Source organism: Paenibacillus lentus (assembly GCF_042714055.1).
GTDB classification, from domain to species: Bacteria; Bacillota; Bacilli; order Paenibacillales; family Paenibacillaceae; genus Fontibacillus; species Fontibacillus lentus_A.
The window spans coordinates 57,058-77,218 of sequence record NZ_JBHGVC010000014.1 but is presented as its reverse complement, the minus strand read 5'-3'; the positions used below and the strand labels follow the sequence as shown (position 1 = coordinate 77,218).

The 20,161-nt window shown below is 50.9% G+C and carries 18 protein-coding genes; 15 read left to right on the top strand and 3 right to left on the bottom strand.

The annotated features are described in order from the left end of the window. The first annotated feature begins 162 nt into the window (after positions 1 to 162). The 10 genes from ACE3MQ_RS23310 to ACE3MQ_RS23265 all read left to right on the top strand — a co-directional run bounded on the left by ACE3MQ_RS23310 (position 163) and on the right by ACE3MQ_RS23265 (position 12,347). Positions 163 to 1,518: a glucose-6-phosphate isomerase gene (locus ACE3MQ_RS23310; protein ID WP_379397261.1), complete on the top strand. Its 1,356-nt coding sequence runs from the start codon at positions 163 to 165 to the stop codon at positions 1,516 to 1,518. 111 nt (positions 1,519 to 1,629) lie between these two features. Further along, positions 1,630 to 2,262, top strand: a complete 633-nt coding sequence (locus tag ACE3MQ_RS23305) for a YigZ family protein (RefSeq protein WP_379397259.1) — start codon at positions 1,630 to 1,632, stop codon at positions 2,260 to 2,262. A 5-nt stretch (positions 2,263 to 2,267) separates the two neighbouring features. Further along, positions 2,268 to 2,864, top strand: coding sequence for a TetR/AcrR family transcriptional regulator (locus ACE3MQ_RS23300; RefSeq protein ID WP_379397257.1), 597 nt, complete (start codon positions 2,268 to 2,270; stop codon positions 2,862 to 2,864). A gap of 379 nt (positions 2,865 to 3,243) precedes the next feature. Then, a complete protein-coding gene (locus ACE3MQ_RS23295; protein WP_379397255.1) occupies positions 3,244 to 4,308 on the top strand; it encodes a sulfate/molybdate ABC transporter ATP-binding protein in 1,065 nt (354 codons plus the stop codon). 272 nt (positions 4,309 to 4,580) lie between these two features. Next, a complete protein-coding gene (locus tag ACE3MQ_RS23290; RefSeq protein WP_379397253.1) occupies positions 4,581 to 5,363 on the top strand; it encodes an MBL fold metallo-hydrolase in 783 nt (260 codons plus the stop codon). A gap of 245 nt (positions 5,364 to 5,608) precedes the next feature. Next, positions 5,609 to 7,378 carry a sensor histidine kinase gene (locus ACE3MQ_RS23285; protein WP_379397251.1) on the top strand — a complete coding sequence of 590 codons (1,770 nt, stop codon included), beginning with the start codon at positions 5,609 to 5,611 and terminating at the stop codon, positions 7,376 to 7,378. Positions 7,379 to 7,400: 22 nt separating this feature from the next. Continuing rightward, positions 7,401 to 8,948 (top strand): response regulator, encoded by a 1,548-nt coding sequence (locus ACE3MQ_RS23280; RefSeq protein WP_379397249.1) that lies wholly within the window; start codon positions 7,401 to 7,403, stop codon positions 8,946 to 8,948. A gap of 279 nt (positions 8,949 to 9,227) precedes the next feature. Next, the gene (locus ACE3MQ_RS23275) at positions 9,228 to 10,532 is read left to right on the top strand and encodes an extracellular solute-binding protein (protein ID WP_379397350.1); all 1,305 of its coding nucleotides are present in this window, start codon (positions 9,228 to 9,230) and stop codon (positions 10,530 to 10,532) included. Positions 10,533 to 10,571: 39 nt separating this feature from the next. Beyond that, positions 10,572 to 11,447, top strand: coding sequence for a carbohydrate ABC transporter permease (locus ACE3MQ_RS23270; protein ID WP_379397247.1), 876 nt, complete (start codon positions 10,572 to 10,574; stop codon positions 11,445 to 11,447). Positions 11,448 to 11,525: 78 nt separating this feature from the next. Then, positions 11,526 to 12,347, top strand: a complete 822-nt coding sequence (locus ACE3MQ_RS23265; RefSeq protein ID WP_379397348.1) for a carbohydrate ABC transporter permease — start codon at positions 11,526 to 11,528, stop codon at positions 12,345 to 12,347. A gap of 43 nt (positions 12,348 to 12,390) precedes the next feature. Here the strand turns inward: ACE3MQ_RS23265 and ACE3MQ_RS23260 are convergent, their stop codons facing one another. From ACE3MQ_RS23260 to ACE3MQ_RS23250, 3 genes are read right to left on the bottom strand one after another with little or no spacing between them, the layout of a single operon-like run. Beyond that, complete coding sequence (locus tag ACE3MQ_RS23260) at positions 12,391 to 13,194, bottom strand: Cof-type HAD-IIB family hydrolase (protein ID WP_379397245.1); 804 nt, start codon at positions 13,192 to 13,194, stop codon at positions 12,391 to 12,393. Between the two features lie 50 nt (positions 13,195 to 13,244). After that, complete coding sequence (locus tag ACE3MQ_RS23255) at positions 13,245 to 14,237, bottom strand: DMT family transporter (protein ID WP_379397346.1); 993 nt, start codon at positions 14,235 to 14,237, stop codon at positions 13,245 to 13,247. Positions 14,238 to 14,258: 21 nt separating this feature from the next. Further along, entirely contained in the window at positions 14,259 to 15,263 is a 1,005-nt protein-coding gene (locus tag ACE3MQ_RS23250) for a lipoate--protein ligase (protein ID WP_379397243.1), read from the bottom strand. Between the two features lie 252 nt (positions 15,264 to 15,515). On the opposite strand from ACE3MQ_RS23250, the gene cobD reads away from it, so the two are divergent. The 5 genes from cobD to ACE3MQ_RS23225 all read left to right on the top strand — a co-directional run bounded on the left by cobD (position 15,516) and on the right by ACE3MQ_RS23225 (position 20,159). After that, the gene (gene cobD, locus ACE3MQ_RS23245; RefSeq protein ID WP_379397241.1) at positions 15,516 to 16,610 is read left to right on the top strand and encodes a threonine-phosphate decarboxylase CobD; all 1,095 of its coding nucleotides are present in this window, start codon (positions 15,516 to 15,518) and stop codon (positions 16,608 to 16,610) included. Then, positions 16,607 to 17,443, top strand: coding sequence for an adenosylcobinamide amidohydrolase (locus ACE3MQ_RS23240; RefSeq protein WP_379397239.1), 837 nt, complete (start codon positions 16,607 to 16,609; stop codon positions 17,441 to 17,443). The genes cobD and ACE3MQ_RS23240 overlap by 4 nt, the downstream gene beginning before the upstream one ends. Continuing rightward, positions 17,440 to 18,411, top strand: a complete 972-nt coding sequence (gene cbiB, locus ACE3MQ_RS23235) for an adenosylcobinamide-phosphate synthase CbiB (RefSeq protein ID WP_379397237.1) — start codon at positions 17,440 to 17,442, stop codon at positions 18,409 to 18,411. Before ACE3MQ_RS23240 ends, cbiB begins: the two co-directional genes overlap by 4 nt. A 140-nt stretch (positions 18,412 to 18,551) precedes the next feature. After that, entirely contained in the window at positions 18,552 to 19,148 is a 597-nt protein-coding gene (locus ACE3MQ_RS23230) for a histidine phosphatase family protein (protein ID WP_379397235.1), read from the top strand. Between the two features lie 45 nt (positions 19,149 to 19,193). Next, positions 19,194 to 20,159: an MsnO8 family LLM class oxidoreductase gene (locus tag ACE3MQ_RS23225; protein ID WP_379397233.1), complete on the top strand. Its 966-nt coding sequence runs from the start codon at positions 19,194 to 19,196 to the stop codon at positions 20,157 to 20,159. Positions 20,160 to 20,161: the final 2 nt, after the last annotated feature.

The window sequence follows — 20,161 nt, the reverse complement described above, 5'->3', positions numbered from 1 at the left end:
TATAAGGAATTGAACAGCATTTAATTATTTTATCACGACTATTGGAATACTGCATATTGTGCCTTGTCTTCACTGGGAATTTACAGTATCCTAGGTGTAAGTTAATTGTGGATAGGGCAGTGAGATAGAAACAATATTGTATAGACGGAGGAATGATTTACCATGTCTAAAAAAGTCACTTTTGATTACAGCAAAGCTCTGGAATTCGTAGGGCAGCACGAAATCGATTATTTGACGGAGCCGGTGCGTCTAGCTCATGAACAGTTACATAACGGCACTGGGGCAGGCTCGGATTATCTCGGTTGGATCAATCTGCCAACAGAATATGATAAAGAAGAATTCAGCCGCATCCAGAAGGCCGCTGCCGAAATCCAAAGCGATTCCGATGTATTGATCGTGATCGGAATCGGGGGTTCCTATCTTGGTGCCCGCGCAGCGATTGAATCGTTGTCACACTCTTTTTACAATTTGCTTCCGAAAGACAAGCGCAAAACTCCGGAAATTTATTTTGCCGGTAACAATATAAGCTCGACCTATGTAAATCATTTGCTTGACCTCATTGAAGGCAAGGACTTCTCGGTTAACGTCATTTCCAAATCAGGAACAACGACGGAGCCGGCGATTGCTTTCCGTATTTTCCGCGCTGCATTGGAGAAGAAGTATGGCAAGGAAGAAGCGCGCAAGCGCATTTACGCTACAACGGATCGCGAGAAGGGCGCTCTTAAGAAGCTTTCTACAGAAGAAGGCTATGAGACCTTTATTATTCCGGATGATGTAGGCGGACGTTATTCCGTGCTTACAGCTGTCGGTCTTCTGCCGATTGCTGCAGCGGGCATTAACATTGAGGAAATGATGCAGGGCGCTGCCGAGGCAGCCAAGGAATTCAGCAATCCTAATCTGGCCGAGAACGCCAGCTATCAATATGCAGCCGTCCGCAATGCCCTTTACCGCAAAGGCAAAGTGACTGAAATCCTCGTGAACTACGAGCCGTCCCTGCACTATGTATCCGAATGGTGGAAGCAGCTGTTCGGCGAGAGCGAAGGGAAAGACTATAAAGGGATTTACCCGGCATCGGTCGATTTCAGTACAGACCTTCACTCGATGGGACAGTTCATTCAGGAGGGGAACCGGAACATCTTTGAAACGGTCATTCAAGTGACGGAGGTGCCTAGCCATATTACGATCGAATCCGATCCTGCTGACCTGGACGGCTTGAACTTCCTAGCCGGCAAGACGCTGGATTTCGTGAACAAGAAGGCCTTCCAAGGCACGCTGCTTGCCCATACGGATGGACAAGTGCCGAACCTGATCGTTAACGTTCCGGATTTGACGCCGTACTCCTTCGGCTATCTCGTATACTTCTTTGAAAAAGCTTGTGGCATCAGCGGCTATTTGCTCGGAGTAAATCCGTTTGACCAGCCGGGTGTTGAAGCCTACAAGAAGAATATGTTCGCACTGCTCGGCAAGCCGGGCTTTGAGAAAGAAAAAGCAGAACTGGAAGCCAGATTGTCCGAATAAGGACAAGAGACTACATCGTTTAAGCCAGAAGATATCAGCGCCAGGGAAGCAGTTCACCGGATAATTCCCGGTTGAGCTGCTTCTTGGCACATTCTATAAGGATGATCAACTATGCTGGAACGTTACAAGACGGTTCGTGGAGCCGGAGAAAAAGAAATTGTCATCAAGAAATCGCGTTTTATCGGTCATATTAAGCCGGTCGAAAACGAGTCTGAAGCTATTGCATTTATTGAAGAGATTAAGAAGAAGCACTGGAACGCAACCCACAACTGTTCCGCCTATATGATTGGGGAACGGGACGAAATCCAGAAGCAATTGGATGACGGCGAACCAAGCGGGACGGCTGGCAAGCCGATTCTGGAAGTGATAAAGCAGCAGGGCCTCAAAAATGTAGCCATCGTCGTAACGCGATATTTCGGCGGAATTATGCTGGGGGCAGGCGGCTTGATCCGGGCTTACACGGACGGTGCGGTTGCAGCAACCGAGGCTGGAGAAGTGATTACTCGCGTACTCCATCGTGAAGTCTATGCCGAGCTCGATTATACTTGGCTGGGCAAGGTAGAGAATGAGCTCAGGAATCGGGAAATCCGCACGGGAGAGACTGCTTTTGCGGATACAGTTACATTGTTATGTCTGCCGCTGGATAGCGAAGGTGACGCCTTTAAGGATTGGTTGGTCGATTTAACCCAAGGACAAGTCGTGTTGAAGGAAGGTAACAAGGTTTACTTTATTGAAGGGGAATAATGCCTATGGCAAGAAGAGCAGTAGAGCAGGAGTTGTCGAGGGAAAGAATAATGGATGCGGCCAGACACTTGTTTATCACCAAGGGCTATCGAGGAATATCGATGAGAAGCATTGGACAGCATCTGGGATATAGTCACGGCTCTCTTTATTATCATTTTAAGGAGAAGGCGGAGCTGTTTTATGCCATCGTGGTGCAGGATTTCAATCATCTGATCCAGCTGTGCAACCAAGTCACGAAATCTCCACCGATGGACGGGCTGACGCATATTGAGCAGTTGATGCTGGAGTTCATCAAATTTGGCCTTGAGCATCCGCATCAATATGAAATTATGTTCATGCTTCGGGACGAAGAAATACTGGCCTATTGTCGCAGTGAGCAGGCGAAATGCTTTGATATTTTCGAATCGATCATCAGAAAATTTCTAAAGGAAGATAGACATCCTATGGAAAATAACCCGGCGTTTCCGCTTAGCATGTTTTTGGGCATACATGGGTTTATTTCATTCTACATTCAGGATCGGTTGACATTCGAAGAAATTATGCCTGCTGCCATTGCTCATGTGAAGATGTTGAGTCAGAGCAATTACCGTTTGACGTCATAGGACGTTTTTGTTTTCGGTTCTCACTTTACTCATTTACATTGTTATAGCTGTACTCCTTTATTACATTACTTTAATAACGTAACAGACTTCCAAAATGTAAATGCGATGGCTGTAAAATAGCAGGTGATCGAGTGACTCGACTCCTGCTATTTTTGTTGCCCTCATTCGCTATGGCGGTATTTTGGATGGTTCCAGGGATACACTTCATCCGCCGCAGGAGCACATCATGCTTGACTGTAAATAAAAGAAACAAACTTAATGGATTGACGGTAAAGGCAGGGTTTGGTAAAGTATTTTTATCTATATAATACCGAGTAATTTCATAAGAATAATATAAGAAGCAAGCGGGCAAGGCATTAACGAAAGGGTGTGGCCTAAAATGCATGTAGAAGTAAGGTATTTAGACAAACATTTTGGTAATTTTCATGCGGTAAAAGAGGTTAGCTTTGGAATCGAGAAAGGACAGCTCATCGGTTTGCTTGGGCCGAGCGGCGGGGGGAAGACTTCTATTTTGCGCATATTGGCAGGTCTGGAACAGCCCGATTCGGGAGAAATTCTGTTCCATGGACAGCGGGTTAATGGGCTTGCTCCACAAGAACGCGGGATTGGCTTCGTCTTTCAAAGCTACGCCTTGTTCAAGCATATGACGGTTTTTGATAATATAGCCTTTGGCCTACAGGTGAAGAAGGTATCGAAGGCCAAAATCAAGGAACGGGTCATGGAGCTCGTTGAGTTGACGGGGTTGAAAGGCTTTGAGCAGCGCTATCCGCATCAGCTGTCGGGAGGACAGCGTCAGCGTGTCGCTTTTGCCCGCGCATTGGCGCCGGAGCCGCAGCTTCTACTGCTGGATGAACCGTTTGCGGCCATTGATGCCAAGATTCGGCAGGAGCTTCGTTCCTGGCTTCGCGAGCTGATTGAGCGCGTCGGGATTACTTCTATTTTCGTCACGCATGACCAGGACGAGGCGATCGAAGTCGCGGATGAAATTATGATTATTAATCAGGGCCGCTTGGAGCAAAAGGGAACGCCTTGGGACATTTATAAAGAGCCGCATACGCCATTCGTAGCCTCATTTATCGGCCAATCTACGCTGGTGGAGAGGGCCTCCGACCTGAAAGGCTTTGAGAAGGAAGCGGAGGCTTCGGGGATCCGCGCCTTCATCCGTCCGGAATACATTGAGGTAGGAACGGAGCAGGAATTTATCCTGAAATCCGCTACGGCGCCGGGAGTTGTGAAGCATCTGCACTTCCGGGGAAGCGAATGGCTCGTAGAAGTGGAGGTCGGCGGGCACAAGCTAACGACGTTCCGCTCGCTGGAGAAGGAAACTCTTCACGCAGGACAAGAGGTTAGAGTGCTTGTGCATCGGGCATATTTGTTCAATGACGAGAAAAGCTGGATTGTGGAAAATCCACTGAAGGGCGATCCGTTAACCGTGATGATTTAAATCCTGTGCACATGCTATAATCATTTTATTCTACTGTGAATATTAATAATATGAACAACCGTCCGTGTTATAAGGGCGGTTGTTGTTGATTGGAGAAGCAGAGGGTGATGCAGTCAACATTATTTGAAAAAATAACCAGTAATAAAAATAGGATTCGCCAAGTAAGCCGCAGAAGGACTGTGGTATGATCGAATAGATCGTGTGGCACGGGCAGTGCTGCCAATGGGAGACTATATATTTTACAGCTTGCTGACTACGGGGTGAACTAAAGGATGGTTAGAAAGGCAGATCAACTGACGTTCTGGGGAACCGGAGACGCAATGGGCGTGCCCAGAGTATATTGCGAATGCGGGGTATGCCAGGAGGCGAGGCAACAGGGCATCAATCGGCGATATCGCTCGTCTGTGATGCTTGAGAGTGTAGACGGGACATTCCTTATCGATTGCGGCCCGGATTGGCGTGAAGCCATGGAGCGGAATGGCCTCCGCTTTGTAGAGCATATTCTGGTGACGCATGCGCATTTTGATCATATCGGCGGTTTGCCGGAATGGGCGGACTCCTGCCGCTGGTTAAATCGGCGGGGACAGCTGTATGCGCCGCAGGAAGTGATCGACATGATTTTGCGCCAATATCCCTGGCTGCCGGGTCAGCTTGATATGCATGCTGTGGATCAGGGCTTGCAATTGGCTGGATGGCATATCGAGGGCTGGAAAGTATTCCATGGCAAAAATGGCTTTTCCTACGCCTATCGTCTGACTAAGCAGGGTTATGCATGGGCCTATTGCTCGGATGCCATTGCGCTTCCCGAGGAACAAAAAGCGCCACTTCACGGATTGGATTTGCTCATTTTGGGAACGAGCTTCTACGAGGAGAAGGCGGAATTCTCGACCCGCTCCGTATATGATGTGAAGGAAGCGCTAGAGCTCCTTCAGGAGCTTCGGCCGAAGCGTTCGCTATTTACCCACATGTCCCACGATATCGATTTGCGCTGTGATTATGGACTGCCTGACAACGTCGGGTTAGCCGACATAGGAATGACCGTTCTGCTGAAGTAGCAGGACGGTTTTTTTACGGTGCCAGCACGGGATTCACACTATGGTGAAAGTCTAATTTTTTGGAGAATTGCGGTCGATGTTATTAAGAAGGGATTAGTTCTGTGGGGATATACCCTATTCGGCGAATATGTTACCATTAGGCCGAAGTGGAATACATAACTTGATTAAAAATCAATTTTAAATTGGAAGCGTTTACTTCGGGAAGCTTATTCCGTTATGTTTAATTTAAGATCGGGGTGTAGGGTATGAAAAGGTGGTTGGGAAAATCTCTTAAGCATAAATTATCGATACTCATTATCGTGGCTACACTAGTTCCCCTGCTGTTTCTTGGATTGTTCTCTTATAATATAGCAGCAGGTCTCACCGAGGAGAAGGCCAAGATATCAGGGATGAATACGCTGCGTCAACTGGAGGCTTATTTGGCTACGATGGTCAAAGATGTCGAGAATATGTCCTTATTTTTAATCGGTCACAATGGGGTGCAGAATTATTTGAAGTCGCCTGAGGGCGACTTTGTCCAGCAAACGTCGATCATTAATTTCTTGACGAATCTGGCCTTCTCCAAAGATTATATTGCGAACATCATTATTGAACCCTTAGGCGCCAAACCGCCTATTTCTCATAAATCAATAACTGGATCTGATTTTACGGACATTACCGAAGCCTACCCTAATTACTATGATGAGCAGCCTAAATGGTGGTCGGGTGTACACCAGCAATGGTCCTTTGATGGAGCGCGCAAGGTGATTACGCTCGCCAGGCCGATACGTAGTACAGATAAATACAAACTGATTGGCAAGGAGCAAATTAATCTCGATCAAGCTGTTATTGCCGAGCAAATCAGGCAGGCGGTTTTAGAGAAAAGCGGGTTTGTGCTGCTTCTCGATGAGCAGAATCGGATTCTTGCTGGCCCCCCTGAATGGGAGACCAATCTTCTACTCTCGGATTATTATCCCAACATAGGGCCATTCGATGGAGTGAGCGGGTTTATAGACTATGGGGAAGGGGCTGAGAAAAAAACCATTCTCTATAAAACCATGTCCAGTGGAAATTGGAAGCTGGTCGGGATCATTCCTTCTGAGGAATACCGTTCGCAAAACCGCTACTTTCTGACTTTAACGGCCGTAGCCGTCTCGGTTGCCATCCTGTTTGTTATCATTTTAGTAGTTTTTCTTATCCAGAAAATAACGAATCCGTTGTCCCAGCTGACTAACTTTCTCAAGCATAATAGTCCTGAGGAGCCTATGCCTGCCATTCCTGTGAAGTCCATAGATGAAGTCGGCCAGCTTATTGTCAGCTATAACAAGCTGAGCTCCCGCATTGTCAAACTAACGGATGAAGTCAAATGGAATGAGTCGCTCAAAAAAGAAGCGGATATGCACGCCCTGCAAATCCAGATGAATCCGCACTTTCTGTACAATACCCTATCCTCGATTCATTGGCTGGCTCTGATGAACCATGATGCCAAAATTGCGGAAATGGTAGGCTCATTGAGCGACTTTTTAAGGTTTAGCCTGAATAATGGTCAAGAATATTGCTCCATCGAGCAAGAAATCATCCATGTTAAAAATTATGTAAGCATTCAATCCATCCGGTATCCCGATAAATTCGCATTTCAGGTCAACGTAGATACGGCTATCCAGGAGCAGTTCACATTAAAGCTGCTGCTTCAGCCATTAGTCGAAAATGCTATGCTACACGGTATATTGAAGCGAGAAGGACAGGGCTGTATTACAATCTCAGCGGAGTGCGATGGGCAAGGCATTCATTTTACCGTTTTAGACGATGGCATCGGGATCGCGCCTGAGCGATTGAAGTGGCTTCGCGCTCAGTTGTCGGGGCATCCAGATCACAAGAAAGAGCAGTCCGCTAACGGCGGGTATGGGCTGCGCAACGTTCATAACCGGCTGGTGCTTCATTACGGCAAGGAAGCAGGGCTTCGTGTAGATAGTACAGAGGGTGAGGGAACTCGGGTCATGTTTACGATCCCTTGCATGGAGAGCGCAAGCAACTAACGAGGGTAAGGAGATGATGAGAATGAAAGTACTGATTGTTGACGATGAAGTGATCATTCGCACTGGATTAAGCAGCGTAATCAATTGGGAAGCTAGCGGATTTACGGTGCTGGAGCCGGCCGCCTCGGCTGAGGAGGCTCTATTGCGCATACCTGACGAACGCCCGGAGATTATCTTTACAGACATTCGGATGACTGGGAAAAGCGGACTGGAGATGGCTCATGAAGTCAAGCAGGCATACCCCAACACTGAAATGATCGTTATCTCCGGATTTGATGAATTTGTATATGCCCAGCAGGCTCTGCGGGAAGGAGTCAGTGATTATCTGCTCAAAACAAGCCGTCCCGATGAAATCATTCAAGCTGCCCTTCGGGCAAAAGGGCGCCTTGAACAGCGAAGACAGGCGGATGAACTGGGAAGAGCGAGGGAAGCTGTTGTGAACCGAAGCTTTCTAAGAGAACTCGTGACCTCAGCTTCCAGTCCGGATGAGCAAATGGCAGCGGAGCTATGGAACAGATATCCGCGTCTGCGAACGATAAAAGGTAAGCATCTGCTGCAGATCTGGGTGATCTCAGCGCAAGCTGGAGATCTCGCGGGAGTCAGCAATTCTGAGGTTCTGCATGGCAGGCTGAGTGAAATGTTAACAGGACTGCTGCCTTGCGAGTGGCTGCCATGGAATGAATCTTTACTTTTATTGGTAAAAATCGAAGCGGATCATCAAGGCTGGAATCCGGTAATGCGGGCGATTCAAAAAGCGGAGCAAGCGCTGCATTGCCGGACATTTGCCGCTTGCGGCCGGAGTATAGAGGATGTGCGCCAGATACGTGAAGCTGTCGACACAGCTTTAGAAGCGCATTCCTACGCCTGGCTGTTAAGCCATGAGCAGTTCATACGCTATGACGAGCTTGGTGAACGTAAAGGGCTGCGAATGGTCTGCACACAGGAAGAGGAAATTGCACTTTCCTCTTTGCTGCGGGCAGGCAGCAAGGAGGGCTTGCGGGCGGAGATCGAGAGGGTTTTAGAGCGGATCAAGCAGGATAGTCAGGCAACGCCGGGCTCTGTTCAGGCTTACCTGCATTCCTTGCTTATCGCGGGTTATCGTTGGCTGGAACGCGCCGCATCTTCCATCGGGTATTCCAGCCAACTGCCCCATGGGGAGGAAATAGATAAGGCAGCACTAGCGAGCAGGCCCGAACAGACGCTTATGGTTCATTTTGAATCGATGATGAAGCAGTACAGCTTGATGGTTTCGGGGGTAAGTCCAGTTCAGCGAGCCCTGGCCTACATTCATGATCACTTGGATCAAAGCCTCTCACTGAGCCAAGTAGCCAAGCATGTGCATATGAACCCAAACTATTTTAGCGAGGTATTCAAACGGGAGACCGGGCAGAACTATATTGAATTCGTGACGCAGGCCAAGCTGCGTAAAGCAATGGCTCTGTTAAGGGAGACGCCCGCTAAAATCAGTGAAGTGGCCAACCAGATTGGATATGAGGATATCAAGCATTTTAATCGTTTATTCAAAAAATTTACGGATCAAACCCCTTCGGAATATCGAAGCAAAAGCTGAATAAAGTCCCTCTATTAACTGAAATATGTCCCCTATGGGCCTGTTCCCCTTCTCTTTATACTTAAAAAAGAGCAGGTTCGAGCCGTCATCTTTTTGCTCACAAGGCATCTCTGCAGCTATACCCGCCTGAGAAAACGCAGCATCGCAAGCATATGCCCAGGTGCTGAAAGGTGACTGTTGAACTCGCGCTCAAGGAATTTATTTTACAGGATGGATCAGGTTGTTCATAGGTTCGTTCCGTATAACAAAGGGGGATTAACGGTGAAATCATTAAAAAAGATGAGTCTTTTGCTGCTGCTGATGACGATGCTTCTCGCAGCCTGTGGGGATAGCGGCAGTAACAAGGCTGGCGACGCCAGCAAGAAGAGCGAGAAAATAAAGCTGTCGGTTTGGCATAATTTTGCCGGAGATGACTTGCGGGCCAAAACGGTAAGAGGATTGATCGAGAAGTTTGCTCAGGAGCATCCTGAGGTGGAGCTCGATGCGCAAGCAATTCCGCCGGATGGCTACCGCCAACGCTTAAGCACGGTTGCAGCAGGGAATGAGCTTCCGGATTTATTTTTCGTCTATGCGGGAAGTCATTCTGCTGAATTATACAAGGCCGGATTATTGCAACCGATTACAGAAGTTGTTGACCAGAATCCCGAGTGGAAGGATAAGTTCCTGTCAGGCGCCTTTGATCCCTATACATTTGAGCCGGACGAGATTTACTCAGCTCCTATCGGAATGTCGGCAACCTCCATCCTTTATTACAACACAGCTCTGTTTGAGAAATATAACGTGAAGGTTCCAACGACATGGGATGAAATGATGACCGCTATTAACGTTTTTAACGAAAATAAAATAACGCCGATCGCTTTGGGGAATAAAGCACCCTGGGTGGCGCAGTCGACCATACTTGGTTCGCTCGCCGACCGTGTAACCGGAACTGAATGGTTTAAGAATGCTGCTGCCCAAAATGGCGCGAGTTTTACGGACCCTGAATTTATCGAGGCTTTGGGTTACTTTAAACAGCTAGTTGATCATAAGGCTTTCCAAGAGGGAGCCAACAGCATAGACAATACGCAGGCAGAGCAATATTTCATTCAAGGTAATGCGGCTATGATGATTAGCGGCGCCTGGAGTCTCACCAATTTGGCAGCCTCGGCGAGCGAGGAGCAGATGAAGGTCGTTGATGTTACCGTACTTCCAGCTATTCCGGGAGGCAAAGGAGAGGCGAATACGATTTCCGGCGGTGCCGGCGGCGGTCTCGCATTAAGCAAACGAACGGAAGGCGCAGCTAAAGAAGCAGCCCTCGAGCTCATTTATGCCGTTAGCGGCCCGGAAGCACAGAAGGCGATTGCAGAGAGTAATTCTATGGTGATGTACGATACGGAAATTGATGAATCCAAGGTAAGCTCGCTTTACTATAAAGCATTCAACTTGGTGAAGAAGACCAATATTACACCCGTCTATGATGCCTATTTATCTGCTGAAGCGGCGGAAGTGATCAACAACGGACTCCAGGAGATTATGGCAGGAGGTTCTCCAGAAAGTGTCGCGAAGAAGCTCCAAGAAGCACAGGCCAGGTCAGTCACCCCATAGTAGGGCTATCCCGAGTCGACATAAGGAGGTAGACTTCTCATGCCTACCGCTCTGCGGAGTAAAGGATTTATTGCACTAGCCCTGCTTCCTGCGCTGCTTCTGTTCGTGGTCTTTGTGATCGTCCCTATTTTTTGGTCCGCTTACTATGGACTATTCGAGTGGAAGGGAATCGGAGCATCCAAATTTATCGGTGCAGGCAACTATCGTGAAATTCTACAGGATCCTATTTTTTGGAGAGCGCTTAAAAATAACTTGATTCTGGTTATATCGGCGATCATAGGGCAGATTCCTATTGCACTTCTTCTAGCTTTGGTTCTGGTCAAGAATTCGTTCTTCTTCCGGTTTATCCGTTCGGCGGTATTTATGCCCATGGTGCTTTCGACGGTTGTAGTGGGGCTCATTTGGGGATATATCTACCATCCGCAGTTCGGATTGGTCAACACCATCCTAGAGGCTGTCGGGCTGGAGTCTTGGACCCGGGCTTGGCTTTCCGTGCCACATGTGAACATCTTCGCTATTACCATTCCGATTAACTGGAGCAATATCGGACCCTATATGCTTATCTTTATTGCAGCGCTGCAGAATATATCGCCGGAAATTTACGACGCGGCTCATATCGATGGAGCATACGGGAGAAAGAGGCTGTTCTACGTAACGCTGCCTATGATCTGGAGTACCGTGATCGTCACCATGGTACTCTGCATCTCGGGAAGCCTGAAGGCGTTCGATCATGTGATGGTGATGACGCAAGGAGGACCGGCGCAATCGACAGAACTGCTAGCGACCTATATGTATAACAATACGTTCCGTGTTTATCGTTATGGATACGGCTCTGCCGTGTCGACCATCATCATGATCATAAGCGCCTTATTGATCGGGATCAATTATATCCTGACTCGAAGGAAAGCGGGATAACGAGAAGGGGGAAGGAGAGTGGAGCTCAGAACGACCAGGGCCACGAAAATTGCCGTGGATTCCTCTGGCAGAAAGCTTATGGGAAAGGGATTAGCCGTATTCGGAAAATCGATATTGCTCGGATATGCCGTCCTTACGCTGTATCCCTTGTATTGGCTGTTTATCAGTGCTTTTAAGACCAATGAAGATTTTTTTAAGAACCCCTACTCCCTGCCGAATGTGTGGATGAAAGAGAACATTATCCGGGCGTGGGAGCTTGGAAATATGGGAAGGGCGATGCTGAATTCTACGTTTGTGACGTTAGCCGCCGTCATCCTTACTCTTATTCTTGGTCTTCTTGCAGGCTACGTGCTTTCACGATTTGAATTCCGTTTTAAGAAGACAGCCGTAGCGCTGTTCCTGGCGGGTCTGCTTATTCCGATTCATAGTACGCTTGTCCCTTTATTTCTTATGATGAAGCAGATAAACCTGTTAAATACTTACGGAGCGCTTATTTTACCTTATACGGCATTTGAGCTTCCACTAGCTGTCTTTTTAGCTATGGGCTATATGACCTCCATTCCGAAGGAAATTGAGGAAGCGGCCATGATCGACGGCAGCGGCTGGTGGGGAATCTTTGGCCGGGTGATTTTCCCGCTTTGTACTCCAATCATCGCTACTATTTCAATTTTAGCTTTTCTGCGGTTTTGGAATGACTTTTCTTTTGCCCTTGTATTCATTAACTCACAGGCGCTAAAGACCTTGCCCTTGAGTCTATCCTTATTCTCGGATGGCTTTGGTACGGATTATAGTCTGACGATGGGGGCCATGGCTATCGCCGTCATCCCTACGATTGTTGTGTACCTGATTCTGCAGGACCAAATTATGAAGGGCATGGTGGCAGGCTCGATTAAAGGTTAATAAGCAAGGGGCAGCCCATAAGCTGCCCCTTCTTTTATTCCATTTAAGCTTCCCGGTTAAAAATAAACTTGTCGATCACATGCTTGACGCCATCCCCATTGTTGCTCCGAGTCACATAATCGGCGATTTGCTTCAGCGCCGGGATCGCGTTGCCCATAGCGACGCCAAGTCCGGCGGCTTCGAGCATTTCATGATCATTCCAAGAATCCCCAATCGCAATCGTCTGCTCCAGACCGCAGCCGAAATGACGGGCGATAAACTTCAGCGCATGCCCCTTTGTTCCTTCGGCATGCATGAATTCAAGGAAGTTTGGCTTGGACTTAGTAACATGCACCGTCGGCCCGAGCAGCTTGCGAAGCACCGGGGCGATTTCGTCCAAATAATCCGGCTCGTCGATAATGAGCATTTTGGGCGTAGGCTGGGCTACCAGCTTGGCAAAATCCGGCTCGATAAAGTATTCCGTGTTGTTGAGAGAAGTGTAGTCGATCAGCTTTTGGTTCTCTTCTCGGGAATAGAGCTTATCATCGATATACGTTTGCAGATGCAAATCGTGCTCCACGCAATAATCGAAAAGCTTGCTGGCCGCGTCCAGAGGGAGATAGCGCTCGTACAGCACTTTTTCATCGAGCAGATTCTTCACGTAGGCGCCCTGGTATGTAATGATCGGTACGTTAAGACCGGTTTGGCGTGCAATCGCCTGGGCGGAGGAGTAGGCTCGCCCGGTGGCCAGCGTAACAACTACCCCCGCGGCAATAGCTTCTTCCAACGCTTGCTGCGTTGCCGGAGTAACCTCTTTGTCATCATTAATCAAGGTATCATCAATATCAATTGCAATAAGTTTGTACATCGTGTAGGTGTCTCCTCTTCTTGTTATGGTTGAAAGCAGTAATCACGAACTTAAGTAGCGCCCTCCGTAGGCAGAGAGGGGATACCGTCTTCCCTTGCTGCTTGATATGAAGGGTTCGAATGTCCGCCATCATTCATGTTTCCATGATCCGAGCTTTGGCCTGCCTTTAACTCGGCAAGAAGCATTCCGGTAAAAATAAAGCCGCAGCCCAGCAGCGCAGACCAGCCCAACCGCTCGCTGGCGAACAGCACGCCCGTAATCGCTGCGAATACTGGCTCCATCGCGTATATTACGGCAACCCGCGCTGGGCTCGTGTAATTTTGACAGACGGTCTGAATCCAAAAGGCAAAGGCGCTGGTTGGGCCGATGGAAACGAGAAGCGCCAGCAGCACCTCGGGACGCAGAAGCAGCTCCGTCGTTTGGGCGAAAGTTCCGGTATGCTCGGTCATTAGGGAGGCGGCCAGACTGAACAATCCGGTCACCCCAAGCTGAACCGTAGCTAGCAGCAGAGCCGGGTAACGGGGAGCATAGAGACCGGTAAAGCCGATATGCAGCGCAAAGGCGAAGGCGCAAAGCAGAATCAGGACGTCGCCGCGATTCAACAAAAAACTGCCGTTCGTGAACATTAACAGGTATAGCCCGGCAGCGGCCAGCAGGGCGCTGAGCCAGGTGAATACGGACAGCTTATGCCGGAACAGGACAACAGATAGAAACGGCACGAGTACGACGGACAAGCCGGTGATGAATCCGGCATTCGAAGTCGTCGTATAGAGCAAGCCGACCGTTTGGAAGCCATAGCCCGCGCACAGGAACAGTCCCAGCAGCACGCCATGGCCGAGCAAGCGCAGATTGAACCGGCGCCAATCCTTGCGGTAGAACAGCGTCGTAATCAGCGCCAGCAGCAGGGAGGCTCCAATGAAGCGAATCGCATTAAAGGCGAGCGGCGGGAGCGCCTGCACTGCATTTTGCACGATCAGGAAGGTGCAGCCCCACATCATAGCGACGGCAAGCAGGCTCAGGTCGGCGATGCGTGAACGCGGCATATTTATTTTTTTCACGAACGGCTACTCTTTCAGGAAGACCAGGCCCACGAAATCATCGAATTCCAGGTTGCCGAAATAATGCTTTACATCAATATCTGCCAGCACCATGCGTACAGCTTGTTCCTCGTGACGCACCCCGCGCAGCTTGTCCTCAATATCGGCAACATCGCCTACCCCGAAGAAATCACCGTAAATTTTAATGTCCTGAATATGCCCGTCTTTAATGTCCATACGCAGATCGATGATGCCGATCGGGAACTTTTTCGTATGCTTCACATTGGATTCCGGGGACAGACCGAAATTCCAGTCCCAGTTCTTGTAGCGTTCCTTGGAGATTTCGTGAATTTTGCTCCAATCGTCCTCGGTCAAATGATATTGCGGAACCTTGTCCGCATCCATGCCAAAAATATGCCGCAGCAGCTCGGCGCGGAACTCTTCAATCGTCATTTTTTGCTCTAAAAAGTCAATAATATTAGCTACCCGGCTGCGTACGGATTTGGTGCTCTTGGATTTGAATTTCTCCGGATTGGCATGCAGAGAAGCCGCGACATCGCTGAGATTCAGGTTGAACATGAGCGTGCCATGGCTGAACATGCGGCCGCGCGTGGAGAACTGGGCGTTGCCGGATATTTTCTGTTCACCGACCTGTAAATCGTTGCGTCCCGTCATCTCCGCATTCACCCCGAGAGATTGCAGCGCCTCAACGACCGGCTGCGTAAACTTGCGGAAGTTATGGAAGGATTGTCCGTCATCTTTTGTAATAAAGCTGAAATTCAAGTTGCCGAGATCGTGGTAGACCGCTCCGCCACCGGACAGACGGCGTACGACCTGAATGTTGTTCTCCTTGACGTAATCGAGATTGATTTCCTCAATCGTATTCTGATGCTTGCCGATAATGATCGACGGCGCATTAATGTAGAACAGCAAATAGCTGTCATCTTCGAGCGGAAGATGCTTCAGCGCGTACTCCTCAATGGCCAGATTGACCGAGGCATCGGTAATTCCCTGGTTATCAATAAACAGCATGACTCTTCCTCCATTACAGATCTATATTTTTAAAAGTAAATTTGAAATATCCTACCGTAATTATTGTAAACCAATTAAGACCGAAACCAAAGGAAAAAACGCGGCAGCAAGCATTTTACATTTAATGGGCAATCATGCGTTCAGCCGACATTGACGGAAGATAGGAATTCACCTCATAATGAGGGCATTGAACTTACGGGCGAAAGACAGCCAAGACATACTAATGGTTTATGGGAAAAGAGGAATGGCGATATGTTGGAAGTGTACGGACATGGAGGAGATGTAGAGTCGGCATCACAACGATACGGCCTTGAGCCGGGGCAATTCACCGACTTTAGCGCAAATATTAACCCGCTCGGGCCACCGCCGGGCATGCTGGAGGCGCTGCGGGCTGCGCTCCCTGAAATCATTCGTTACCCCGATCCGGGCCATCGGGCGCTGCTCTCCTTGCTGGCCGAGCGGCACGGGATACAGCAGGAGGCCGTTTGCATCGGCAATGGCGCGGCGGAAATCATGGCCCTCATCTTATTGGCGCTGGAACCCAATAAGGTTGGTGTCGTGCAGCCCTGCTTCTCGGAATATGAAACGCTGTCCCGGCAGTTTGGAGCAGAGGTTCACGCGGTTTACGGCACCGCAGAGCGGGACTACCGCGCCGAGCCCGAGCAAATTGTGCAGCTGATTGCTTCAAGCGACCTTGTGTTTCTTGGACAGCCGAACAACCCGAACGGGGTGCAGTATGACGTGGAACTATTGCGGCAGTTCGCGGAGGCTGCGGAGCAGCATAAGACTTATCTTGTATTGGATGAAGCTTTCATCGACTTCATTCCTGCGGAACGTCGCCAATCGCTGCTGCCCGAGCTGGAGCGGTATCCGCATGTCATCCTCGTTCGGTCGATGACGAAGTTCTATGCAATCCCCGGTCTGCGGCTCGGCTATGGCATCGCACATCCTCACATGGCTGCTGCGATGAGAAGCAAACAGGTGACGTGGAGCGTCAACATTTTGGCGCTGCGGGCAGGGGAGATCAGCCTACAGGCCGGGGAGGAATACGAAGCGGCGACAATCGCTATGATTGCCGCAGAGCGGGAGTATCTCCGGGCGGAGCTTGCACGCTTGGGCTGCGAGGTGACACCGGGGGAAGCGAACTACCTGCTGCTGAAGCTCCCGGAGCCGTGGATGGCCGGAAGCATGCAGGAGGCGCTTGGACGGCGCGGCGTGCTTGTGCGAAGCTGTGCGATGTACCCGGGACTTGAAGGGAGCCATATCCGCGTCGCGGTAAAGGATCGGGCAGCGAATGCCATCCTGATCCGGGAAATGGAGCGGGTGATTGGAGGCGGACAGGGATGACGACCCCTTTTTTACATGTTCAAAACAATCAAACCGGCAGAACTGATTTTAACGATCAGTTCGATCGAGGGGATCAATTTGATCTGAAGGAACAATCGGATCCCCATCATCGATTCGGTCAAACCGATCCAATCGGACAGGCGGCCTACCACGCGAAAATATGGCCTGGCTTGAAGCTGTATCGGAAGGAGCGGCATATTTTGCTGGAAGCGCCGGGCCCGATGGAAAGTTTGGGCAGCGCGGTATACGGCGGCGGAATGCATTCGCTGGAGCGATTCGTAAATATTTACGTGGATCGGTTCTATCGCTGCGATGACCCGGTGCAGGACATCCGCAAATTGCTTGGCGAATGGGGATACCCTGAGCAAGGAACGGCGGGGCTGTTGACGGCGGTGCAGCTGCAGCACGCGGCCGTCGCCGAGGAGCAGGGCAGCGATTTCGGCGTGCTGTGCTGCGCGACGGCGGGCGTGTCCAATGCGGCCCGGGCCGGAGTAAAGCGGACGACGTTCCCGGCCTCATGGACGCCGGGCACGATTAACATTATGCTCGTCGTCGACGGCAGAATGACCCCCGCGGCTATGGTGAACGCCGTCATCACCGCGACGGAGGCGAAGGCAGCCGCGCTGAGCGACCTCGGCGTGCGCGACGCCGAGAACGGCCTGACCGCAACCGGCACGACGACGGATGCGGTCATGCTGGGCGTCAGCCAGCGCGCCGAATGGCCGCTGCTGCACGCCTACGCGGGAACCGCGACCGACCTGGGCGGCGTTATTGGCCGCCTGGTGTACGACGCAGTTCGCGAATCTTTGGCCGCGGCCGGAGCGCCGAAATGACGGCCGCGTGGTGGGTGCTGCCGGTCGCGTACGCGCTCGACCGGCTGCTTGGCGATCCGCGCTGGCTTCCCCATCCCGTCGTCGGGATGGGGAAGGCGATCGCCGCGATCGAGGCGGCCATTCGCCGCCTGGTGAAGCCCCGCGCCTACCGGGCCGCTGGGCTGCTGCTGCCGCTGCTCGTCGCGGGCGGCAGCTTTGCCTTGACCTGGGCCGCGCTGCGGCTGTTGGCCCAGGTCAGCCCGTGGCTCGCTGCGCTGGCCGAGGCCGCGCTGATCGCCACGACCATCGCGGCCAAGGGGCTGCGCGATGCCGGTATGGAGGTGTGCGGCCATTTGCGCCGCGGGGATATGCCTGCCGCTCGGGGCGCGCTCGGCATGATCGTGGGGCGCGACACCGCACATCTCCAGGAGCCGGACGTGGTGCGCGGCGCGGTGGAGACGGTCGCCGAGAACATCGTCGACGCCGTCATTTCGCCGCTCTTCTTCGCGCTGCTGGGCGGCGCGCCGCTGGCGATGGCTTACCGGGCCGTCAATACCCTCGATTCGATGGTCGGCTACAAGAACGACAAATACATTCATCTCGGCTGGGCCTCGGCCCGGCTTGACGATATCGCCAACTATATTCCCGCGCGCTTGACGGCGCTGCTGCTAATCGCCGCAGCCTGGCTTCTTCGCTTCAATGCCAAAGGTGCGGCGGCCATGGTGCTGCGCGATGCTTCGTCCCATCCGAGCCCGAACAGCGGGTACCCGGAATCGGCCGTGGCCGGAGCGCTGGGGATTCGCCTGGGTGGCGAGAATTCGTATCATGGCGTCGTTTCTTTTCGCGCCTACATGGGGGATAAGACCCGGGAACTGCAGGCAGAGGATATTCCGAGGACGAGCCGAATGCTCTTTTTGGTATCAGATGTCTTTGTATTGCTTGGAACGGTGATAGGGCTGGTTTGGAGCGGCGGATTCAATGGAGGCTAATCGCTATCGCTTGACTGATGCTGAAATACGATTAAATCCTTAGAGCGCTTTGTTTAATGACCATATGATTTAGCAGCAGTTGGCGACATATTGAATTCCGGACGTTATATGAGTGCGGATCAGAAGGCGGGGGATCACGATTGGAGAAGCAAGAGGATCATGCGGCGGAGCTATGGCTTGTCCGTCATGGACGAACTCGCTGGAATTATGAACGGCGTTATCAAGGGCATTCGGATATCGCTCTATTAGACGAGGAAGCTGCAGGATTGGGCGATCTTCGGCAGGAGCTGAGAGGAATAGCTTTTTCGTCTATATATTGCAGTGACCTCCTGCGCTGCCGTCAGACGCTGGCAAGGGTTAGACCGGATCTTGTCACCGATGCGATTTATGATTCGCGTCTGCGGGAGATGAATTTCGGGCAGTGGGAAGGTCAAACCTACGAGATGCTGAAGGCGGATCCGCATTACCGTGCATGGATCGATGACCCGCAATCGTTTGCGCCTCCTAAGGGCGAAGCATGGGAGCATTTTCAGCAGCGGGTAAGCGAAATTTGTGAGGCATGGAAAAGTATCGCTGAGCGTCATGCTCATGCAAATGCTGGAGATAAGCAGCGAATTTTGGTCATCACCCATGGAGGTGTCATCTCGCTGATTTCCTCTTTGCTGCGTCCCGAGAAGGGATTTTGGGATACGCATATCGACGCTGGAAATATATTGAAGCTCAAGCTGGGGAGATAGACTAGGAATAAAGCTTAGATCGTTTAACATCAATAAAAGGAAGTGGTGGGCTTGTCAGTCATAACAGCTGAAACGTTCACGCCGCTTACGCTTAGTGTGCTGGATTTGGTGCCCTGTTTGCCGGGAAGTACGGATGAAGAGGCGCTGAGACAGGCGGCAGCTTTGGCGCAGCATGCGGAACGATGGGGGTATGAGCGTTATTGGACGGCTGAGCATCATGATATGCCTGGGCTGGCTTGTTCCTCGCCGGAGGTGCTGCTTGCTCATGTCGGGGCCAAAACAGAGCGGATCCGCCTCGGCTCCGGGGCTGTGCTGCTGCCGCATTACAGTCCGCTCAAAGTAGCGGAGTGGTTCCGGTTGCTGGCTGCTTTATACCCCGGCAGGGTGGATTTGGGCTTAGGACGCGCCCCCGGGGGAGATCCTCATGCGGTTATGGCTTTGAGCGGCAATTTTTTAGGGCGGGTCGCCGAGCTTCCGAAGACAATGGCCTCGCTGATGGAGCTGCTCCAGAACAATTATAAGTATGAGGGGCATGGTGTGACTGCCCGTCCGGAGCCGCAAATCGAACCGGTGGTATGGATGCTTGGGACGAACGTTAAAAGCGCTCAGTATGCGGCAAAATTTGGAACGGGCTATGTGTTCGGACGATTTATGAGTGAACGGGACGGGGTGGATGTGCTTGAGTCTTATCGGGCAGGCTTTACCCCCTCGCCTTTGCAGAATGATCCAAGGACAATTCTCGCCGTAAGCGTTGTTTGTGCAGCAGCGGAGACGGAAGCAGCGCACTGGGCGGAGACGCTGGATGAGACTGCAAAGCAAACAGGACGCAGTTTATTCCAAAGCATAACCGGGACACCGCGAAGCGTATATGAGCAGCTTAAGGAAATGCAGCGTGAATACGGAAATGATGAGTTTCTGATCGTATGTCCCATCCCGGACTACACGGCAAGGCTGGAGTGTTACCGGCTGCTTGCCGAGGTGCTGAAGGAGCGGGAAGGTCAAAATGAATGACG